Genomic DNA, 15,665 nt, shown 5'->3' on the forward strand with positions numbered 1-15,665 from the left:
GCGCCGACAGGACGCGCCGGGTCGGTACCTGGGTACCGTAATCATTGATCGCATTAAATTCCACTTGCGCGCCGGCGGCCGGCAAGGTCTTCAAGGTTGGCAGGGAAAACTGCTTTTTTCGCCCGGCGCGACCATCCCGTCTTCGCTGTCGTTGCGCTCGGCGCCCGCCACCAGGGTCAGGGCCACCAGGGAAACGTGGAAAGCGGATGGGTTGTAAGCTTCCAGGGCGTAACCTTGCCCATTAGCGGCGGAAACAACCCGCCATTGCACCTGTTCGATAGCCTCGTCAGGAGAGCCGGCCAGTCCCTCGTGGCGATAAAACACCTTGATGCGCGAACGGAACGCCATCTGCAGGGTATTCTCACCGGACTCCTTTACCTTGGGCGGAATTTCCAGCACGTTCAGCCAGAACACGGATTCCTTATTCGATGGCAAGGCAGCGCCGGTAAACATCAGGCGCAGGCTCTGGCCTTTGCCCGGATCGATGCGCGCCAGCGGCGGCGTCAGCACGAAGGGTGCTTTGGCGGTCGCCGGTGTCGAGGCGACATCGCCGCTGTCGAGCCACGCCTGCACCAGCGCCGGCTGGCCGCCGTCGTTAATGAGCTTGACGGTAATCTCTTTCTGCTTGGCCGGATATACCTGGCGCGTGCCGGTAATCACCACGCTGGCCATGGACGAAGAACAAAACAGCAAGGCCAGGCTCAACAAGAACGGACGTTGCAGTGAATAATGACGAGACATGCGCAGATTCCCCAATGAATGCCGCAAGCTCGCCCCGCCCTTCGGACGGTGACACGCTTGCGTGGTGGTGTGATTACTGATAATTGATCGAATACGTCACGGTGCCGATCACGGTGCCGGCGGTGGCTTCACCAGTGGCAATGTATTGCACGACATACGGCAAAACCGTGGAGCCAACGGCATTTTTCTGGATGTGGCTGGTGGTTTTTTCCTGGCTGTAATCGCCAGCCTTGATCTCCTTGTTGTTAGTGGCATCGATCAATTGCAGTTCAACATTCTTGGCGCCGCCTTTGCTGAACAGGTTGTTGGTCAGCGGATTGACGCCCGGGCCCGCTTCAAAATACGCGGCGGCCGTCGTCGAGCTGCCGGTACACGCACTCAACTGGATATTGAAACCGGTCTGGCCTGCAGTTTGCTTCACCGTTTTCAGCACGGCGGCCGAAACCTTCGGCAAGGTGACGACGGTGGCAGCCGAAGAAGCAAACTGTCCATTGACGGTGACGACGCAAGTCGAGTCAACCAGTTCGCCGGTGAAATTGATCGTGCCGTCGGAAGCGAAAGCGGATTGGGTTGCAGCGGCGGCCAGCAGAACGGCGAAGATACGGGCTTGGGATTTCATTGAAACTACTCCTGAAAGATAAAGGTAAATGCGCACCAGTTAATGTAGGAACGCGGCTGTTGATGCAGATTCGTACTGTACAGAGCCGCGATACTTGTCGATATGAGAATGGTCTTAAAAATCCGCGCCGCCGGATGCAGCGCGCTTTTGTGCGGATGCGCAACAACACGCGCCCATGCCAAGCTGGCCGGCGATCAGGCGTTGCGGCGCGACTGGAGCGAATGGAGAGGCGGTGCGGGGATGAAAGCTGTGGAGAGCGCCTGCAAGACGGCGCTTGCAGGCGAGGTGAAAGCTGCTGGCCGGTCAGCCGGGGCGCACCGCCAGATCGTCGGGCGTCAAGCATCTCTGCGCCAGCCAGACCAGAATAGCGGCCAGTATCAAAGGACAGACCAGCTGCAATAGAACCAACGCCGTCCAGCCGAATATCCCTTTCAAATGGGTGAAAAGAACATCCGTGACAGGAATGCCCAGGTTGAACGCGGCATAGAACAAGCCCACCGCCCGCATGGTCTGCATGGGCGCCACCGACTGGATCAGGGCCGTCAGGATATTGACATAGAACACCGCAGTCAGGCCCAGGCCCATCAGAAACACCAGAAGCATGAGGACACCCAAGGGCGTACGCCATCCCAAAAATATCAGGCCGCCGACAGCCGCCGTGGCAGGCAGCGTCAGCAACAGCGTTTTCATGGCGCCATAACGGTCCCCCAGCCACCCGCCCAGCGGCGACAGCAAGGTTGAAATCACGGCAATGCCCATCGCCATCTGTGCCGTCTTGATGGGCAATCCCAGTATCTCGCGCAGGTAGGCGCTGTAAAGGTAGTCAAAGTTGCTCGTACTCAATGGCAGGCAGATGGCGGCCAAAAACAGCAGCAGCGGGCCGCGGGACCAGACCGACCCCACCGGACTTCTGGCTTCAGGACGGATGAACCGGCGTCCGCCGGCGGTACTGACTTGCTGAAAGAGGTGCCATGTCAGGATATACAGAAGGATCAGGATGAGCATGCCGGCCAGGGCCGGCAACAGAGGCAGTTTCCCCTGCTCATTGAAGGCCTGGTGAATGGCGACGAGTTTGGTAGCGACTATATGACTGGCCACGGCAAGGCAGTTCATGAACCCCACCACCATCGCGCAATGGCGCGGAAAATGAGCGACCCCGATACTGACCCAGGCACATATATTCATGGTACATCCGATGCCGCCCAGCAAGCTCCAGCAGCACTGTTCAAAGGGCGAACGGGAAAACAGGCCCATTAACGCAGCCAACGCCAGCAGCAGGAATCCGGACAGCAAGGTTTTCTTGCGCGACAGGGTTGCCGGCAGAAGTGCCAGCACCAGCCCCGTCAAACCCATGCTGATGTAAAGGATCGCGGCGGCGATCGGCAAATTGCCGAGCGTTGCGGGCAGGCCGAATGGCAAGGGCTGGGATGCCAACGGCAGCGTCGTCGGATCCATGCCGGACAGCACCAGAAACAGCAAGGTGGTGGGCAACATCAACGCCAACATTCCCATTGCCTCTTTTTTATTCTTGTTGATACCTCGCGACATGATGCTCCTTTCGATTGAAATCAATGCTGGCCGCAGGTCCGCCATGCCGCCACGACATCCTGCAGCAGTCCGCCGCAACGCGCATCGGTCAGCGCTGCGGCGTCGCGCAACAGGCTCTCCAGTTTCCCTGCCGGCTGCGCCAGCTCTGCCCATTGCATGGCCAGCGCCGCGCCATGCAGGCGGTGCGCGGCGCGCAAGGCGGCATCCCGTTCCTGCATGACCATGGCCTGCAGCAGCTCGCCCATATCATTGGCGAACGCTGCGCGCACTTGCGGCATGCCAAATACCGCGACCGTCTCCAGCGGCGGCGCACGCAGCGCCAGCGTCACGTCGCACCAGAGTTCGACGATATCCTGCAGTTTCGCCAATCGGATCGGCTTGCTCAATATGCCATCCATGCCTGCCTCGAAGCAGCGTTCGGCATGCTCCTCGCCCGTCGAGGCGGAAATCGCGATGACGGGGCAGCGGGCCTGCTCCAGGTCCGCCTCGCGCCTGCGCCATTCGGCCGCCAGGCGGTAGCCGTCGATGTCAGGCAAGTCGCAGTCCATCAGTACCAGGTCATATTCGCGCAGGCTGAAGCACGCCAGTGCCCGGGCGCCATTCTCGGCAATGTCCGCATCGCAGCCGAGGCTGGCGAGCTGGGCCCGCAACACGGCCTGGTTGGCCGGCACATCCTCGACCACCAGAATGGACAGGCGCTGCGCCGCCATGCCGCCCACCGGGGCGTGCCGGGCAGCGACCGCCTCAACTGCCGGAGCAAGCCCGGACGCCAACTCCGCAGGCAAGGAAATCACCATGCGCGTGCCCCTGCCCATCTCGCTATCGATGGTGATCGTGCCCTGCATCAGATTCACCAGTTCGCGGCAAATGACCAGGCCCAGGCCGGTACCGCCCGAGCGCTTGTAGGTGCCCTCGACTTGCACGTACGGCCGGAACAGGGTCGCTTGCACAGCGGCCGCTATGCCGATGCCCGTGTCGGCAACGGCAATTTCCAGCCGCCTCTGCCCCTGCCCGTCTGCCGGCATGGCGATCTGAATCTCGACGCCGCCTGTCGCCGTAAATTTGATGGCGTTCGAGACCAGATTGTGCAGCACCTGCAGCAGCCTGGCCTCGTCCAGCATCAGCCGCGGCACGGCCTGGTGCGCCGTCACATCGAGCGTAATGCCCTTCTCGCGCGCCCGCAGCTGCTGCAGGGCCGCCACGTCGCTGGCCAGGGCCACGACATCGACGGCATCGAGGCTGAGCGCAAGCTGCCCCGCCTCCAGCCGCGAGACGTCGAGCACGTCGTCAAGCAAACGCAGCAGGATATTCCCGCCGTTGCTGGCCAGGTCGACAAAGTGGCGCTGTTCCGCATTGATGGGCGTATAGCGCAGCAATTCCACTGCCGCCAGCACGGCATTCATGGGCGAGCGGATTTCATGGCTCATCACGGCCAGGAACATGGCCGCCCGGCGTTCGTTGCGCAAGGCCCGCCGGTGCGCGCTGTAGGCCTGATACGCCAGACCCGCCAGGATCAGCAGCAAGGCGACAGCCAGGCCCACGTGTTCGCCGAAGTGATCCCAGGCGAACAGCGCGCCCGAGTGATTGTCCGCCGGCGCATCCAGCCAGTCCTGGCGCACCAGCCGGATCTGGGCCGGCGTCATCGCGGCCAGCGACTTGTTCACGATCGATTCCAGCAGGGGGTCGCTGTCGCGCAGCGCCATGCGCACGTCGGACGTCATTTCCACGGGAAGGTCCGTGAACTGCAGGTTGGCGCCTCCCTCGCGCACCAGGCCCGGCAATAACTGGGCCTTGCTGCCGATGGCGACGTCGGCGCCTCCCTTCGACAGCAGCGCCAGCGCCTGCCGCATGGTGGGGCTGATGACGATGCGCATGCCGTCGTGGCGCTGACGCAGGAAGGGGCCGAACAACTCCGCTTCCGCGGCCGGCAGCACCACTGTCTTGCCATCGAATGCGATGCCATCGGCAGCGGGTTCGTCCAATGCCCGCGTTGCGGCGATGGCCTGGGTCGAGAAGTAAGGCAGGCTGTAGCGAATGCCGGGCAGGGGCGGCGGCGTGCCGATGCTGCGCACCATGGCGACGATATCGGCGCGCCCCTCGCGCAGCGACGCCAGCGCGCTCTGCGTATCGGCCTGCGTCACGATCTCGAAGGCCAGGTCACTGTGCCGCCCGATGGCCTTCATGTATTCCGGACAGATGCCTGCCCCGACCCTGCCGCGCTGGATGGATTCGAACGGCGGCCGGTTCTGCGCCATGCCCAGCTTCAGCACAGGATGCGCGCGCACCCAGGCTTGCTCCGCGGCGCTGAGCGGATAGCTCCCCTCCTGTCCCTGCGCCGCCATGCAGCAGATGGCCAGCAGGAATGCAGCGATGCCGGCACGCCAGCGCCTCATGCTTCTCCTATGGTATGCCGGATCTTGAACAGTTCATTGTTCGAGGTGACGCCCAGCTTGCGGAAAGCAGTGGTCTTTTGCGAGCTGATGGTCTTGATGCTGCGCTTGAATTTTTCCGCGATTTCCGTCACCGTCATCCCCGCCAGATAACAACGGATCACTTCGCGCTCGCGCACCGACAGCGCCGCGCCCAGCAGCAGCGCGTCCGCGCCATCGTCGCCCTCGCGCGCATCGAAAGTGGTGGTGGCTTCCGCCACCCGGTAAGACATCTCGGCACTCAGGTACACGGCGCCCGCCGCCACCTTGTACAGCGCCTTCACCAGCTCCGCCATCTCCTCGCCCTTGCCGACGAAACCGCGGGCGCCCACGCGCAAGGCCAGCGCCACCGTGGCCGGTTCATGATGCGTGGACAACACGAGTATCGGGCAATCGGGGAATTTGGCGCGCAATGCGCGGATCAGCGACACGCCATCGAGTTCGTCCGGCCCCAGCGCGTAGTCGAGCAACAGGACGTCGGCCGGGGCCTGGAGCAGGCCCGCCATCAGTTCGCGGCTGGTGCTGTAAGCGCCCACGACGTCAATATCGGGTTCAGCCGTAAGGTGGGCGACGAGACCATGCCGTACTACCGCGTGATCATCGAGCAAGGCAATACGTAAGTGTTTCATAGGCAGAGGCTAAGAGCAGGCACTGCATGGGAAGGATTTCCTTTGATGAGATTACTCCTATTTGCGCCATTGACGCTATCCGAGATGCTATTTATCAACATAAGTGCCCTTGTGCAACAAAAATACCCCGATTCGCCATGCTACAGATACGTGCCCGAGAAAATTATCTTTATATTATCTTTACGGCGCTGTCACTCCTTGTTGCTGACGCTGTCGAAAAAGTCGCGCAGTTCCATGGGACGCGCCAATGCATAGCCTTGCCCCGTAGGACAGCCAAGGCAGGCCAGTGCCTCGATACATGACGCCTCTTCGATCCCTTCCGCCACGACTTTCAGATTCATCAGCCGCGCCAGGTGCACCGTCGCGGTAATCACGGCCTGGGCGGAAGCGCTCGTTTTCATGTCGCGCACAAACGCCCCGTCGATCTTGACCTCATCGAAAGACATTTTTGCCAAGAGATTCAGGGTCGATGCACCTTGTCCAAAATCATCGAGCGAAACGGGAAAGCCTTTCGCCCGCAGCGTATTGAGCGATGCAGACAGAAGCAATTCATCGGCGACCGGCAGATCGCCGGTCAGTTCAATTTTCAGCAAGTGCGGCGGCAGGCCCGCGCGCTGCATTTTCTCGGCCAGCCGCTGCGCCAGACCGGGCGTACACACGGTTTCGGCCGAGGCATTCAAGGCGATGGGCAGCGCCGCCTGGCGACTCTTGAGCACAAGCAATACGTCGATGATGCGCGTTTCGATAAAGCTGAACAGCAGCAGATGCAAGCCAAGGCGGTTGACCATCGGAATCAGTACGGACGGCGGCACTTCGCCCACGCCGGGATGACGCCAGCGCAGCAGCGCCTCTGCACCGATGATGCGCCGCGTGCGCAAATCAAATTGCGGCTGCAGCATCACGCGCAGGTTCTTTCCTGTCATCAACGCCTCGATCACATCTGCTTCGGTGGGAGCATCGGCGGGCGCAGAGCAGGATGCATGCCGGTTGTTCGACGGCGCCAGCAGCAAATCGCGCAAGGCCTCGGTGAATGCGGCCTTGCCGCCACCATACACCATCCCGACATTGATGCCGGCCCGGTGCGCCAGGCGTGCATGCGCCAGCAAGGCCGTCACCGGCAGGCCGCCAACGCGGCGGACTGCCGGTGACGGCCGTGGCGCAGGCAGCAGATTGACGGGCGACGGCTGGCCTACCCATAAAATACGTGGAAAACGCGGCATCGGAGCGGCCGCATCGAGCGTCTTCAGCAAACTGGGAAGCATCAGTCCACCGTGTACGACATCGGCGACGATCACGTCGATATCTCCTTCGCGCAGGAGCGCGGGCGCCATGTTCAAGGCTCGGACATTTTTCACATTGGCAATATCGATGGCATTCAGCATCGAATCCAGCCAGCGTGCGCCCTCCTTCTCCGAATCAGGCGTCAAGGTCAGCACGCGCAGGGAATGAAATTCGCTACGCATGAGGGAACTGATGGTTTTCACGGCATTTTTCCTAGGGTTAATTCATATGGAGAGACAAGGCTTGGGTCTGCTACCAGAGGAGCCGCCGCGCGCCAGGAGAATGGCGGGCGGCAAGCTTCCTATTTTCTTTCGCCCTCGTCGAGCATGCCGAAATTGGCGCGATGATCACCCATGCATGCCCGCAGTTCATGAATACTCAGCCCGCTCACCTCGTGCATGCGTATGAGTATGGCGGCGCTGACGGGCAATGCCCCATGCCGGATTTTGGAAAGGATGGGAGCCGACACCCGCAGCTCGCGCCCCAGGGCCGCATCATTCTTCAATCCCAGGAAATCGATGAGCACGTCGAGCAGGTCGGCGCTGCGAAAGCTGTGCGCTCCACTCCGGGGAGGTGATTGCGCAAGCCCGTCATGCGTGCCGAATGCTGCTGCGGATGCTGTTGTATTTGCTTTGTCATTACCGCTACTTTCAAATAAGGGAGATCAGGGACCGGGCTTGCCACGCGCATATTGGCTGGCGGGTCCGGTGGCTTATTGAAGTCTAGCAACGGAGTTTCTTGAGCGAAATCAGAACAGTCCTAAAATGATTCGAGAATATCAGGCCGGGGGACGCTGCTGAGATGCGTCAGCGAGCGGATTGAAAAAGATTTACAGGCGCAAGCTCGCGGCAATGGCCAGCAGCAGCGCGCCGGCGGCCGCCAGCAGCGAACTGTTGAAACTGTGCGACTGCGCATACAGGCTGCCAGCCAGCACCGGGCCGATGATCTGGCCCACGCCATACACCAGCGTCATGATGGCCGTCATGTTGGTCCCCGCCTTGACGGCGGCCCGCTGCGCGGCCGGCATGGCGATGGTCACCGTGCCGACGAACGTGCCGCCGACGAGGATGGCGCTGAGCAGGTAGCCGGCGGCCGAGGGCGCCAGCACGGGCAAGGCCACGCCCAGCGCCTGAAACAGCAAATTGAGCCGCAGCGCCTGGCGCGTGCCCAGGCGCCCGTGCAGCCGGTGCCACAGGAAGCACGAAGGCGCCGCACCGAGGCCGAACACGGCCCACACGTGGGCGGAATTGAGCCCGGGCAAGGCCGCGCCCACCAGCACGGGCAAATACGTGGCCGTAACGATGTAGCCGAGCCCTGCCAATCCGTAGATCAGCACCAGCGGCCACGGCGCCACGGGTGCCAGCGCCGGCGCGGCGGCTGGCGGCGCATCCGGGGTCGACTGGCCGCCGGCGGCAATCGCGGGCGCGGCCGCCAGCCCCGCCAGCACGGTGACGCCGGCCAGCAGCAACCACATGCCGGCGCTGCGCCAGCCCAGGTGCGAGGCCAGCACCAGCAATTCGGCCGACACGGCGATGCCGGCGCCCACGCCCGCGTACAGCAGCGGCGCGCCACGGCCATGCCCGCGCTGCACCAGCAGCCACAGCGAGGCGGCCACCATGGCCAGGGCACTGAAGACGCCCGCCGCGCCCCGCACCGCCACGAAGAGCCAGACGGGCATCGGCAAGGCCAGCACGCCCAGACACAGCGCCGTGCCGGCCACCGACCACAGGCACAGCCGGTGCGCGCCAGGCGCCCGCGCGCGCATGGCCAGGATGGCGCCCAGCAAATAGCCGGCATAGTTGGCCGAGGCGGCCAGACTGCCGTCGCGCAAGCTCAGAACGCCTTCCTCGACCATGTGCGGGTAGATGGCCGTGAAGGCGAAGCGACCAAAGCCCATGCCGATGGCGAGGATGGCCGACGCGGCGATGGCGGCGCGCAGCCTGGCCGCCCCGCTCACGGCGCCGCCTCGCCGAGCTGCGCCAGCAAGTGCTGAAAGGCGGGCACGTCAAATCCGACTCTCCACACGAGCACCGTGTCGGCTTGCCCAACCGACAGTGTTTTCAGCGTGGCCGGCGCATCCGCCAGCGCCAGCACGCTGGCCGGCAGCACGGTCACGCAGGCGCCGGCCGCCACGCAGGCGATCATGGTGTGATACGAACTCAGCTCCTGCACCCGCCACTGCGTGCTGCCGGCCACGCCCAGCACTTCTTCGGCGATGCCACGGTAGGTGCAGCCTTGCGGGAACGCCGCCAGCGAGCGCGTGCGCACATCCACGGCGCGGCGCGCCTGCGCTTCGCTGGCCGGCAACAGCAGACACAATTCCTCGCGCCACACGGCCGTCGACGCCAGGCCCAGCTCGGCCAAGGCGACGCCGCCGCCGAACGCTGGCGGCAAGGCGACAAAGGCGCAGTCGAGCAAGCCCGTGCGCACCTGCTCGATCAGGGGACGCGACGGCCCCGTGCTCAGCGCCAGGCGCGTGTCCGGATGGCGGGCGTGATACGCGGCCAGCAGCGCCGGCAAACGGCTGGCCGCCGTGCTTTCCATGCTGCCGACGCGCAAGGTGCCGCCCTCGCGCCCGCCCGTGACGACGTGCCTGGCCTCTTCTTCCAGCGCCAGCAAACGCTGCGCATACTCGAGAAAGCGTTCGCCCGCCGCCGTCAGGGCCATGCGTTTATTGGTGCGCACGAACAGTTCCGCGCCGATATCGGCTTCCAGCTGCTGGATGCGCGTGGTGACGCTGGACGGCGCGCGGCCCAGCCGCGCTGCGGCCTGGGTGACGCTCAGTTCACTCGCCACGGCACAGAAAATCGTCAGGGATTCCATGTCCATCATGTTCTCACTTTAAGAATTATCATGCTATTATATTCTCAAAATAAGAATTGAATGCGGCATCCTCAACTTGATGAAGGAAACATCATGACTTCAATCCAGCGCTTCCTCGACCGTCTCGGCTTGCAGCACCCCATCATCCAGGCGCCGATGGCGGGCGTCTCCACGCCGCGCATGGCGGCCGCCGTCTCAGGTGCGGGCGGCCTCGGTTCGCTGGCCATCGGCGCCGGCAGCGTGGCGCAGGCGCGCCAGATGATCGAGGAAACCCGCGCGCTGACGGACCGCCCCTTCAACGTGAATGTGTTCTGCCATGCGCCGGCGGTGCGCGATGCGCGGCGCGAAGCGGCCTGGCTGGCCCATCTGGCGCCCCTGTTCGCGGAGCTGGGCGCGGCCGTGCCTACGGAACTCGACGAGATCTACCAAACATTTCTCGGCAACGAGGCAGCGTTCGCCCTGTTGCTGGAACAGCGTCCCGCCGTCGTCAGCTTCCATTTCGGCTTGCCGGCGCAACAGCAGATCGCCGCCCTGCGCCAGGCCGGCGTCTACACGATGGCGACAGCTACCAATCTGCGCGAGGCGGCGCTGATCGAACAGGCCGGTATCGACGCCATCGTGGCGCAAGGCGTGGAAGCGGGCGGCCACCGGGGCGTGTTCGACCCGCAAGCGCCCGACGAGCGCCACAGCACCAGCGTGCTGCTGCGCCTGCTGGCGGGCCGCACTGCTCTCCCCTGATCGCCGCCGGCGGCATCATGGATGGACAAGGCATCCGCGCCGCGCTGGACCTGGGCGCCGCGGCGGCCCAGCTGGGCACGGCGTTCGTGCTGTGCCCGGAATCGTCGGCCAACGCGGGCTACCGCGCCAACCTGCAAGGCGCACGGGCCGCAAGCACGCGCCTGACCAGCGTCCTCTCGGGCCGCCTGGCGCGCGGCATGGTGAACCGCCTGATCGAATACGGCGAAGCGCCGGGCAGCCCGCCGCCGGCCGATTATCCCGTCGCCTACGATGCCGCCAAGCAATTGAACGCGGCGGCCAGCCGGCACGGCAACAGCGACTTCGCCGCGCAATGGGCTGGCCAAGGGGCGCCGCTGGCGCGGGAAATGGGGGCAGCGCAACTGATGGCCATGCTGGCGCGGGAGATGACAGCCACACCGTAAGCCGCACACCAGCTGCGTGTCATAGTTTGTATCGTCGCCAAAATACATAGAAAACCAGGCCACAGAGAAAGCCATGTGCTCCGAACCATAGGGCGGCTGCAGCGTACTCCATCCACGCTGACGCCATCACATGACTATGGTCAGACAACATAGGAAGAAGCTCGTGCCATTGCGTATTCGTCGTATCGCCGTGCACGGTTCGGGGACGCGCGATGAGCAGATAGGGAAGCATCGCGAGGACGGTAGCACAGCCGCTTAAACTGAAAAAATTGAGTTTTTCCGTCTTGTGTAGCGCATCAAAGCAGGGAATGCCGAACAAGAGTATTGCCAATCCAGAAACAAGCAGAACAGCTGCCGAGTAAAAGACAAAAAGTTCAAAGGCCGGCAATTCGCCTGCAGAGATCAAACAGAACGCAAGCAAGCCAGACAATGGTGGCAAGAACAATATGCAGCGTCTTCATCAATTAAGTATTTCAGTGGCTGGAATTGGCCTAATCAAAGACAAGTCGCTGGCCCAGCTCAAATGCATTGTCATGGCAATAAAATATTATAAGGGGCGTGTCGTGCGAATACACCATCGCATCGTCGCGCGAAGGGACAAAAATATCCGACCAATTTTCTATACAGAACACGCTGCTGCATGAGAAGCACGCGTCTTCTCCAAACACCACGACAAGCTGCTGCGCACCCGGCACGCGCGCGCGTAGCCATCGGGTCGCACTGGCCGCATCCGCTCCGAAGTCGAAGCGTTCGAGCGAACCCACGGTGCTGCCGTTCAAGCCGGGATGCGTCTTCGAGTCATAAAGGCCGACCAAATCATATGCACGGCGCGCACCATCGGCATCAAGCCAGACGATCTCCGCCGAATGATGTTTCAACTCCTCAAGCCGCCAATGCGTTGCGTTCAATATCTCTCGAAAACTACAATATTCATGGCCGTGCGTTCGGCGAGTGAAGGAAGCAGCCTGCAATGACGCCTGTCGCCAACGCAGGAACGCCAGCAGTGCGCCCCGCTACGGCAACCTGTGCCGGAACGTCGGCTCGATGTTGCGCGCATGCAGCCAGCGCACGATGTCTTCCAGGGTGGCGTCCTGCAGCAGCAAGCCTGGCGCGGTGGCGGAAAATGCAACAGGCGATGCGGCCACGGGAACGGTTGCGGGCGCAGCAGGCTCCGCCAGCCCCGCATGCCCCTGCAGCTTCGCCAGCGCCTGCGCGAACTGGGCCGGATTGATGCTGCGCAAGCTTTCCAGGAAACCCAGCTGGGCGGCGGGCGGCGGCGGCATGTCCAGGCCAGGCTCGTCGACGAAGGCGGCGCCCATGCTGGGGTGGATGAAGGCGGCCCACTTGCCGGACGGCTGCAGGCATGGCGGCAGCGCCGCCTGTTCCACGTAGGCGGGCGGCGCGGCGGCGAGGATATCCGTCGAGGCGGGCAAGAAGGTGGACCGCAGCAGCTGCGCGAACTGACGCGCCTGGGCGGCGGGCACGGGCGTGGCCAGTGACAGCCATAACTGAAACGCGGTGCCCGAGATGCTGACGGCGGGCGCCGGCAAGTCCAGCTCGTGCTGCAGCGCATTGGCGATCGTGCACAGCGCGCTCCAGTGCGCCTCGCCGCCGCCCTTGCCGCCAAATTCCAGCACCAGCGCGCGCGCCAGACCGTGCCCGCTCACCAGCCGCACGGCCACCGTCTGTTCGCCCGACAGGTGGCGCGCCAGCACGGCCGGCATCAAAGGCTGCATGCCGCCCTGCGCATCGACGTAGTGCTGCTGTTCCTCGAACAGGTACAGGCGGGTGAGTTCGGAAATCAGTTTATGCATGGGCGGCCTCGTAATGACGTTGGACAACACTTGCCAACGTGCCCAGATTATAGCCTCCCCGCACTTGACGCACCCTCCCGCCCGGCGCGAAACACCAGCCGGCTGGCCGCGGCGAACAGGCAGGCGGCGACGCCGCCGTACAGCATCACGGCGCCAAAGCCTTGTGCCAGCGCAAGCTGGGCCACGCCGGCCGGCAGCGCGCCGGCGCCCTTGCCTGCCGACAAATCCTCCGCCATGGCGCGCAAGGCGGCCGCGTCCAGTCCGCCAGGCAGATGGGGCCGCAAGGCGGACTGGATGGCGCCGACGAGGATAAAACCCATCAGCGCGATATTGATGGACAGGCTGACCATGCGCGCACTGATGTCGATGCTGGACGCCATGCCGGCCCGTTCGCCCGGCACGGCGCCCGTCGTCGTGTTGGTGACGGGCGTATTCGTCAGGCCCAGCCCCGTGCCGGCCAGCAGGCAGCCGGGCAGGATCGTCAGCCAGCTGGCGGCGTCCGCATGACTGCCCCACAGCATCAGCAGGAAACCTGCGCCGATGGCCAGCATGCCGGCAGGGATCACCAGGTCGGCGCGGTAGCGCAGCGCCAGCCGCTCGGCCAGCGGCGGCATGAGCAAGGTGGGCACCGTGTAGGCCAGCAGGGTCAGGCCCGTGCCCAGGCTGCTGTAGCCGAGGCCATGCTGCACGTACAGGGGCAGATAGATCATGAACGGCCAGAAACTGCAGTTCATGCCCGCCGAACCGAGCAAGGCGCCCGAGAAGCGGCGGATGCGGAAGACGGCAAAATCGACCATCGGTTCGGGCTGGCGCCGTTCGATGGCGGCAAACAGCACCAGGCTGACGAGCGCCACGGCCAGGCTGCCCACGGTGCGCGGGTCCGTGACACCCAGCGCCGGCCCCTGCGTGATGCACCAGGCCAGGCTGAACACGCCCAGCGACAGGGTCGCGATGCCCGCCACGTCCAGCTTGCACCGCTGCGGGTCACGCGATTCCGTCACGCCCAGGCCCGCCAGCAGCAGCGCGACGACGGCCAGCGGCCCGTGCGCGAGGAATACCCATTGCCAGCCAGATAGCGCGACGATGGCCGCGCCGATGATGGGGCCGAAGCCCAGGCCCAGGCCAAAGACGATGCCCCAGGCGCCAAACGCCCGGCCCCGCGCCGCGCCGGCCGGGAACTGCCGCGACAGCACGGCCACCTGGCAAATCAGCATGGCGCCGCCGGCCGCGCCCTGCATCGCGCGCGCGGCGATCAGCACGCCCGTGCTGCCGGCCCAGCCGCATGCGAGGGAACTGAGGCCGAACAGCGCCAGGCTGGCCAGCAGCAAGCGCTTGCGGCCATAGCGGTCGGCCAGGGTGCCCGTGGCCATCAGCACCGTGGTGCAAGCCAGGGTGTAAGCGTTCATGATCCATTGCAAGTCCTTGAAATCACCATGCAGCACCGTTTCCAGCGTGGGCAGGATGACGGGCACGCTGGAAATTTCCAGGCCAAACATGAGCGAGGCCAGGCAGACGGCGGCCAGGGTCAGTGCATTTTGTTGCGAAGTAGTCGGTAGCATTAGAGCCTTGATATCGGTAGTCATGGAGGGGCGCGTGCTGCCGGAGCACGGCAAGCGACCATTCTAGAAAGCCTCGACTCATGAGGGAAATGATAAAATTTTGTACAATTCATTCATTTCCATCATGAATCACGGGAGCCCCATCGACTTCGATACGGCCCTGCTGCGCGACTTTGTGGCGGTACAGGACACAGGCGGCTTTACGCGCGCCGCCGAACGGCTGCACCTGAGCCAGTCCGCCGTCAGCCACCAGATCCGCCGGCTGGAAGAGCAAGCGGGCACCGCATTGCTGGTACGCACGACGCGCCGCCTGCGCCTGACGGAAGACGGCGAGGATTTTTGCGCCACGCGCGGCAGATCCTGGCGGCCCAGGATGCCCTGTCGCGCCGCTTCCAGCGTTCCTCGATCGCCGGCGCCGTGCGCTTCGGCGTGCCGGAAAATTTCATGGGCGCGCGCCTGCCGGCCCTGTTGGCGCAGTTCGCGCACCTGTTTCCCGCCGTGCGCCTGGACGTGACGGTGGGCACTTATCTTGATTTGCAGAAACTGGTCGCGGCCGATGCGCTGGACCTGGCCGTCATCATGGCCCCGGCCGATAGCGGCGACGAGGCGGCCGTGCTGCGCCGCACGCGCTTCGTCTGGGCCGCGGCGCACGATTTCCGCCACGACGGCGCGCTGCCCCTGCCGCTGGCGTTTTCACCGGCGCCGTGCATGCACCGGCAAGTGGGCGTCGATGCCCTCGAGAGCGCAGGCCTCGACTGGCGCGTGGCGTTCACCTCGCCCAGCCAGCAGGGCTTGCGCGCCGCCGTGCTGGCGGGCTTGGCGATCACGGCCCTGCCGCAAGGCGACCTGGAAGCGGGCATGGTGGTCATCGATAAGCAGTTTGGCTTGCCCGCCCTGCCCGCTGCTCAGTTCCAGTTGCTCTGGCGTGCCGCCAGCAAGACGGCGGCGGCCGAAGCGTTCGGCCAGATGCTGCGCGAATGGTCGGCCGCGGCGCTGGCTTGACGCTGTGCGCCGTCCTGTTCTACCGGACGACGCCGGGGCGGCGCCAGCGTCATCTGCGCC

Annotated in this window: 16 protein-coding genes and 1 pseudogene; 3 read left to right on the top strand and 14 right to left on the bottom strand. The window is 64.2% G+C overall.

From position 1 onward, the window contains the following. Positions 1–90 precede the first annotated feature (90 nt). The 9 genes from ACRHIG_RS19985 to ACRHIG_RS20025 all read right to left on the bottom strand — a co-directional run bounded on the left by ACRHIG_RS19985 (position 91) and on the right by ACRHIG_RS20025 (position 10,076). On the bottom strand, positions 91–741 hold the full coding sequence (locus ACRHIG_RS19985; protein WP_489627626.1) for a fimbrial biogenesis chaperone: 651 nt from the start codon (positions 739–741) through the stop codon (positions 91–93). 73 nt (positions 742–814) lie between these two features. After that, complete coding sequence (locus ACRHIG_RS19990) at positions 815–1,396, bottom strand: fimbrial protein (RefSeq protein ID WP_489627627.1); 582 nt, start codon at positions 1,394–1,396, stop codon at positions 815–817. Between the two features lie 267 nt (positions 1,397–1,663). Beyond that, positions 1,664–2,908 carry an MFS transporter gene (locus tag ACRHIG_RS19995; RefSeq protein WP_489627628.1) on the bottom strand — a complete coding sequence of 415 codons (1,245 nt, stop codon included), beginning with the start codon at positions 2,906–2,908 and terminating at the stop codon, positions 1,664–1,666. Between the two features lie 20 nt (positions 2,909–2,928). After that, on the bottom strand, positions 2,929–5,301 hold the full coding sequence (locus ACRHIG_RS20000) for an ATP-binding protein (protein ID WP_489627629.1): 2,373 nt from the start codon (positions 5,299–5,301) through the stop codon (positions 2,929–2,931). After that, entirely contained in the window at positions 5,298–5,966 is a 669-nt protein-coding gene (locus tag ACRHIG_RS20005; RefSeq protein WP_489627630.1) for a response regulator transcription factor, read from the bottom strand. The genes ACRHIG_RS20000 and ACRHIG_RS20005 overlap by 4 nt, the downstream gene beginning before the upstream one ends. A gap of 191 nt (positions 5,967–6,157) precedes the next feature. Then, on the bottom strand, positions 6,158–7,450 hold the full coding sequence (locus ACRHIG_RS20010) for an EAL domain-containing protein (RefSeq protein ID WP_489627631.1): 1,293 nt from the start codon (positions 7,448–7,450) through the stop codon (positions 6,158–6,160). Positions 7,451–7,548: 98 nt separating this feature from the next. Then, positions 7,549–7,773 (bottom strand): hypothetical protein, encoded by a 225-nt coding sequence (locus tag ACRHIG_RS20015; protein ID WP_489627632.1) that lies wholly within the window; start codon positions 7,771–7,773, stop codon positions 7,549–7,551. Positions 7,774–8,076: 303 nt separating this feature from the next. Continuing rightward, on the bottom strand, positions 8,077–9,204 hold the full coding sequence (locus tag ACRHIG_RS20020; RefSeq protein ID WP_489627633.1) for a YbfB/YjiJ family MFS transporter: 1,128 nt from the start codon (positions 9,202–9,204) through the stop codon (positions 8,077–8,079). After that, complete coding sequence (locus tag ACRHIG_RS20025) at positions 9,201–10,076, bottom strand: LysR family transcriptional regulator (RefSeq protein ID WP_489627634.1); 876 nt, start codon at positions 10,074–10,076, stop codon at positions 9,201–9,203. Before ACRHIG_RS20025 ends, ACRHIG_RS20020 begins: the two co-directional genes overlap by 4 nt. Positions 10,077–10,163: 87 nt before the next feature. On the opposite strand from ACRHIG_RS20025, the pseudogene ACRHIG_RS20030 reads away from it, so the two are divergent. Next, positions 10,164–11,230, top strand: a pseudogene (locus tag ACRHIG_RS20030) (NAD(P)H-dependent flavin oxidoreductase). A 19-nt stretch (positions 11,231–11,249) separates the two neighbouring features. Here the strand turns inward: ACRHIG_RS20030 and ACRHIG_RS20035 are convergent. The 5 genes from ACRHIG_RS20035 to ACRHIG_RS20055 all read right to left on the bottom strand — a co-directional run bounded on the left by ACRHIG_RS20035 (position 11,250) and on the right by ACRHIG_RS20055 (position 14,877). Further along, positions 11,250–11,669 carry a hypothetical protein gene (locus ACRHIG_RS20035; RefSeq protein WP_489627635.1) on the bottom strand — a complete coding sequence of 140 codons (420 nt, stop codon included), beginning with the start codon at positions 11,667–11,669 and terminating at the stop codon, positions 11,250–11,252. A 52-nt stretch (positions 11,670–11,721) separates the two neighbouring features. Beyond that, positions 11,722–12,138 (bottom strand): hypothetical protein, encoded by a 417-nt coding sequence (locus ACRHIG_RS20040; protein ID WP_489627636.1) that lies wholly within the window; start codon positions 12,136–12,138, stop codon positions 11,722–11,724. Positions 12,139–12,243: 105 nt separating this feature from the next. After that, positions 12,244–13,044: a TOTE conflict system archaeo-eukaryotic primase domain-containing protein gene (locus tag ACRHIG_RS20045; RefSeq protein WP_489627637.1), complete on the bottom strand. Its 801-nt coding sequence runs from the start codon at positions 13,042–13,044 to the stop codon at positions 12,244–12,246. A 47-nt stretch (positions 13,045–13,091) separates the two neighbouring features. Beyond that, entirely contained in the window at positions 13,092–14,603 is a 1,512-nt protein-coding gene (locus tag ACRHIG_RS20050) for an MFS transporter (RefSeq protein ID WP_489627638.1), read from the bottom strand. 109 nt (positions 14,604–14,712) lie between these two features. After that, on the bottom strand, positions 14,713–14,877 hold the full coding sequence (locus tag ACRHIG_RS20055) for a hypothetical protein (RefSeq protein WP_489630912.1): 165 nt from the start codon (positions 14,875–14,877) through the stop codon (positions 14,713–14,715). Between ACRHIG_RS20055 and ACRHIG_RS20060 the strand changes: the two genes are divergently transcribed. Together ACRHIG_RS20060 and ACRHIG_RS20065 are read left to right on the top strand one after the other, a co-directional pair. After that, entirely contained in the window at positions 14,824–15,117 is a 294-nt protein-coding gene (locus ACRHIG_RS20060; RefSeq protein WP_489630840.1) for a helix-turn-helix domain-containing protein, read from the top strand. The genes ACRHIG_RS20055 and ACRHIG_RS20060 overlap by 54 nt on opposite strands. After that, positions 15,048–15,605 carry a LysR substrate-binding domain-containing protein gene (locus tag ACRHIG_RS20065; protein ID WP_489627639.1) on the top strand — a complete coding sequence of 186 codons (558 nt, stop codon included), beginning with the start codon at positions 15,048–15,050 and terminating at the stop codon, positions 15,603–15,605. Before ACRHIG_RS20060 ends, ACRHIG_RS20065 begins: the two co-directional genes overlap by 70 nt. Positions 15,606–15,665: the final 60 nt, after the last annotated feature.

It is taken from the genome of Janthinobacterium sp. C22 (genome assembly GCF_057919405.1).

Bases quoted from the DNA above. Each gene is read 5' to 3' on its own strand.
- ACRHIG_RS20045 (WP_489627637.1), bottom strand. From the start codon at position 13,044: ATGCATAAACTGATTTCCGAACTCACCCGCCTGTACCTGTTCGAGGAA.
- ACRHIG_RS19985 (WP_489627626.1), bottom strand. From the start codon at position 741: ATGTCTCGTCATTATTCACTGCAACGTCCGTTCTTGTTGAGCCTGGCC.
- ACRHIG_RS20065 (WP_489627639.1), top strand. From the start codon at position 15,048: ATGGGCGCGCGCCTGCCGGCCCTGTTGGCGCAGTTCGCGCACCTGTTT.
- ACRHIG_RS20050 (WP_489627638.1), bottom strand. From the start codon at position 14,603: ATGCTACCGACTACTTCGCAACAAAATGCACTGACCCTGGCCGCCGTC.
- ACRHIG_RS19995 (WP_489627628.1), bottom strand. From the start codon at position 2,908: ATGTCGCGAGGTATCAACAAGAATAAAAAAGAGGCAATGGGAATGTTG.
- ACRHIG_RS20000 (WP_489627629.1), bottom strand. From the start codon at position 5,301: ATGAGGCGCTGGCGTGCCGGCATCGCTGCATTCCTGCTGGCCATCTGC.
- ACRHIG_RS20025 (WP_489627634.1), bottom strand. From the start codon at position 10,076: ATGGACATGGAATCCCTGACGATTTTCTGTGCCGTGGCGAGTGAACTG.
- ACRHIG_RS20005 (WP_489627630.1), bottom strand. From the start codon at position 5,966: ATGAAACACTTACGTATTGCCTTGCTCGATGATCACGCGGTAGTACGG.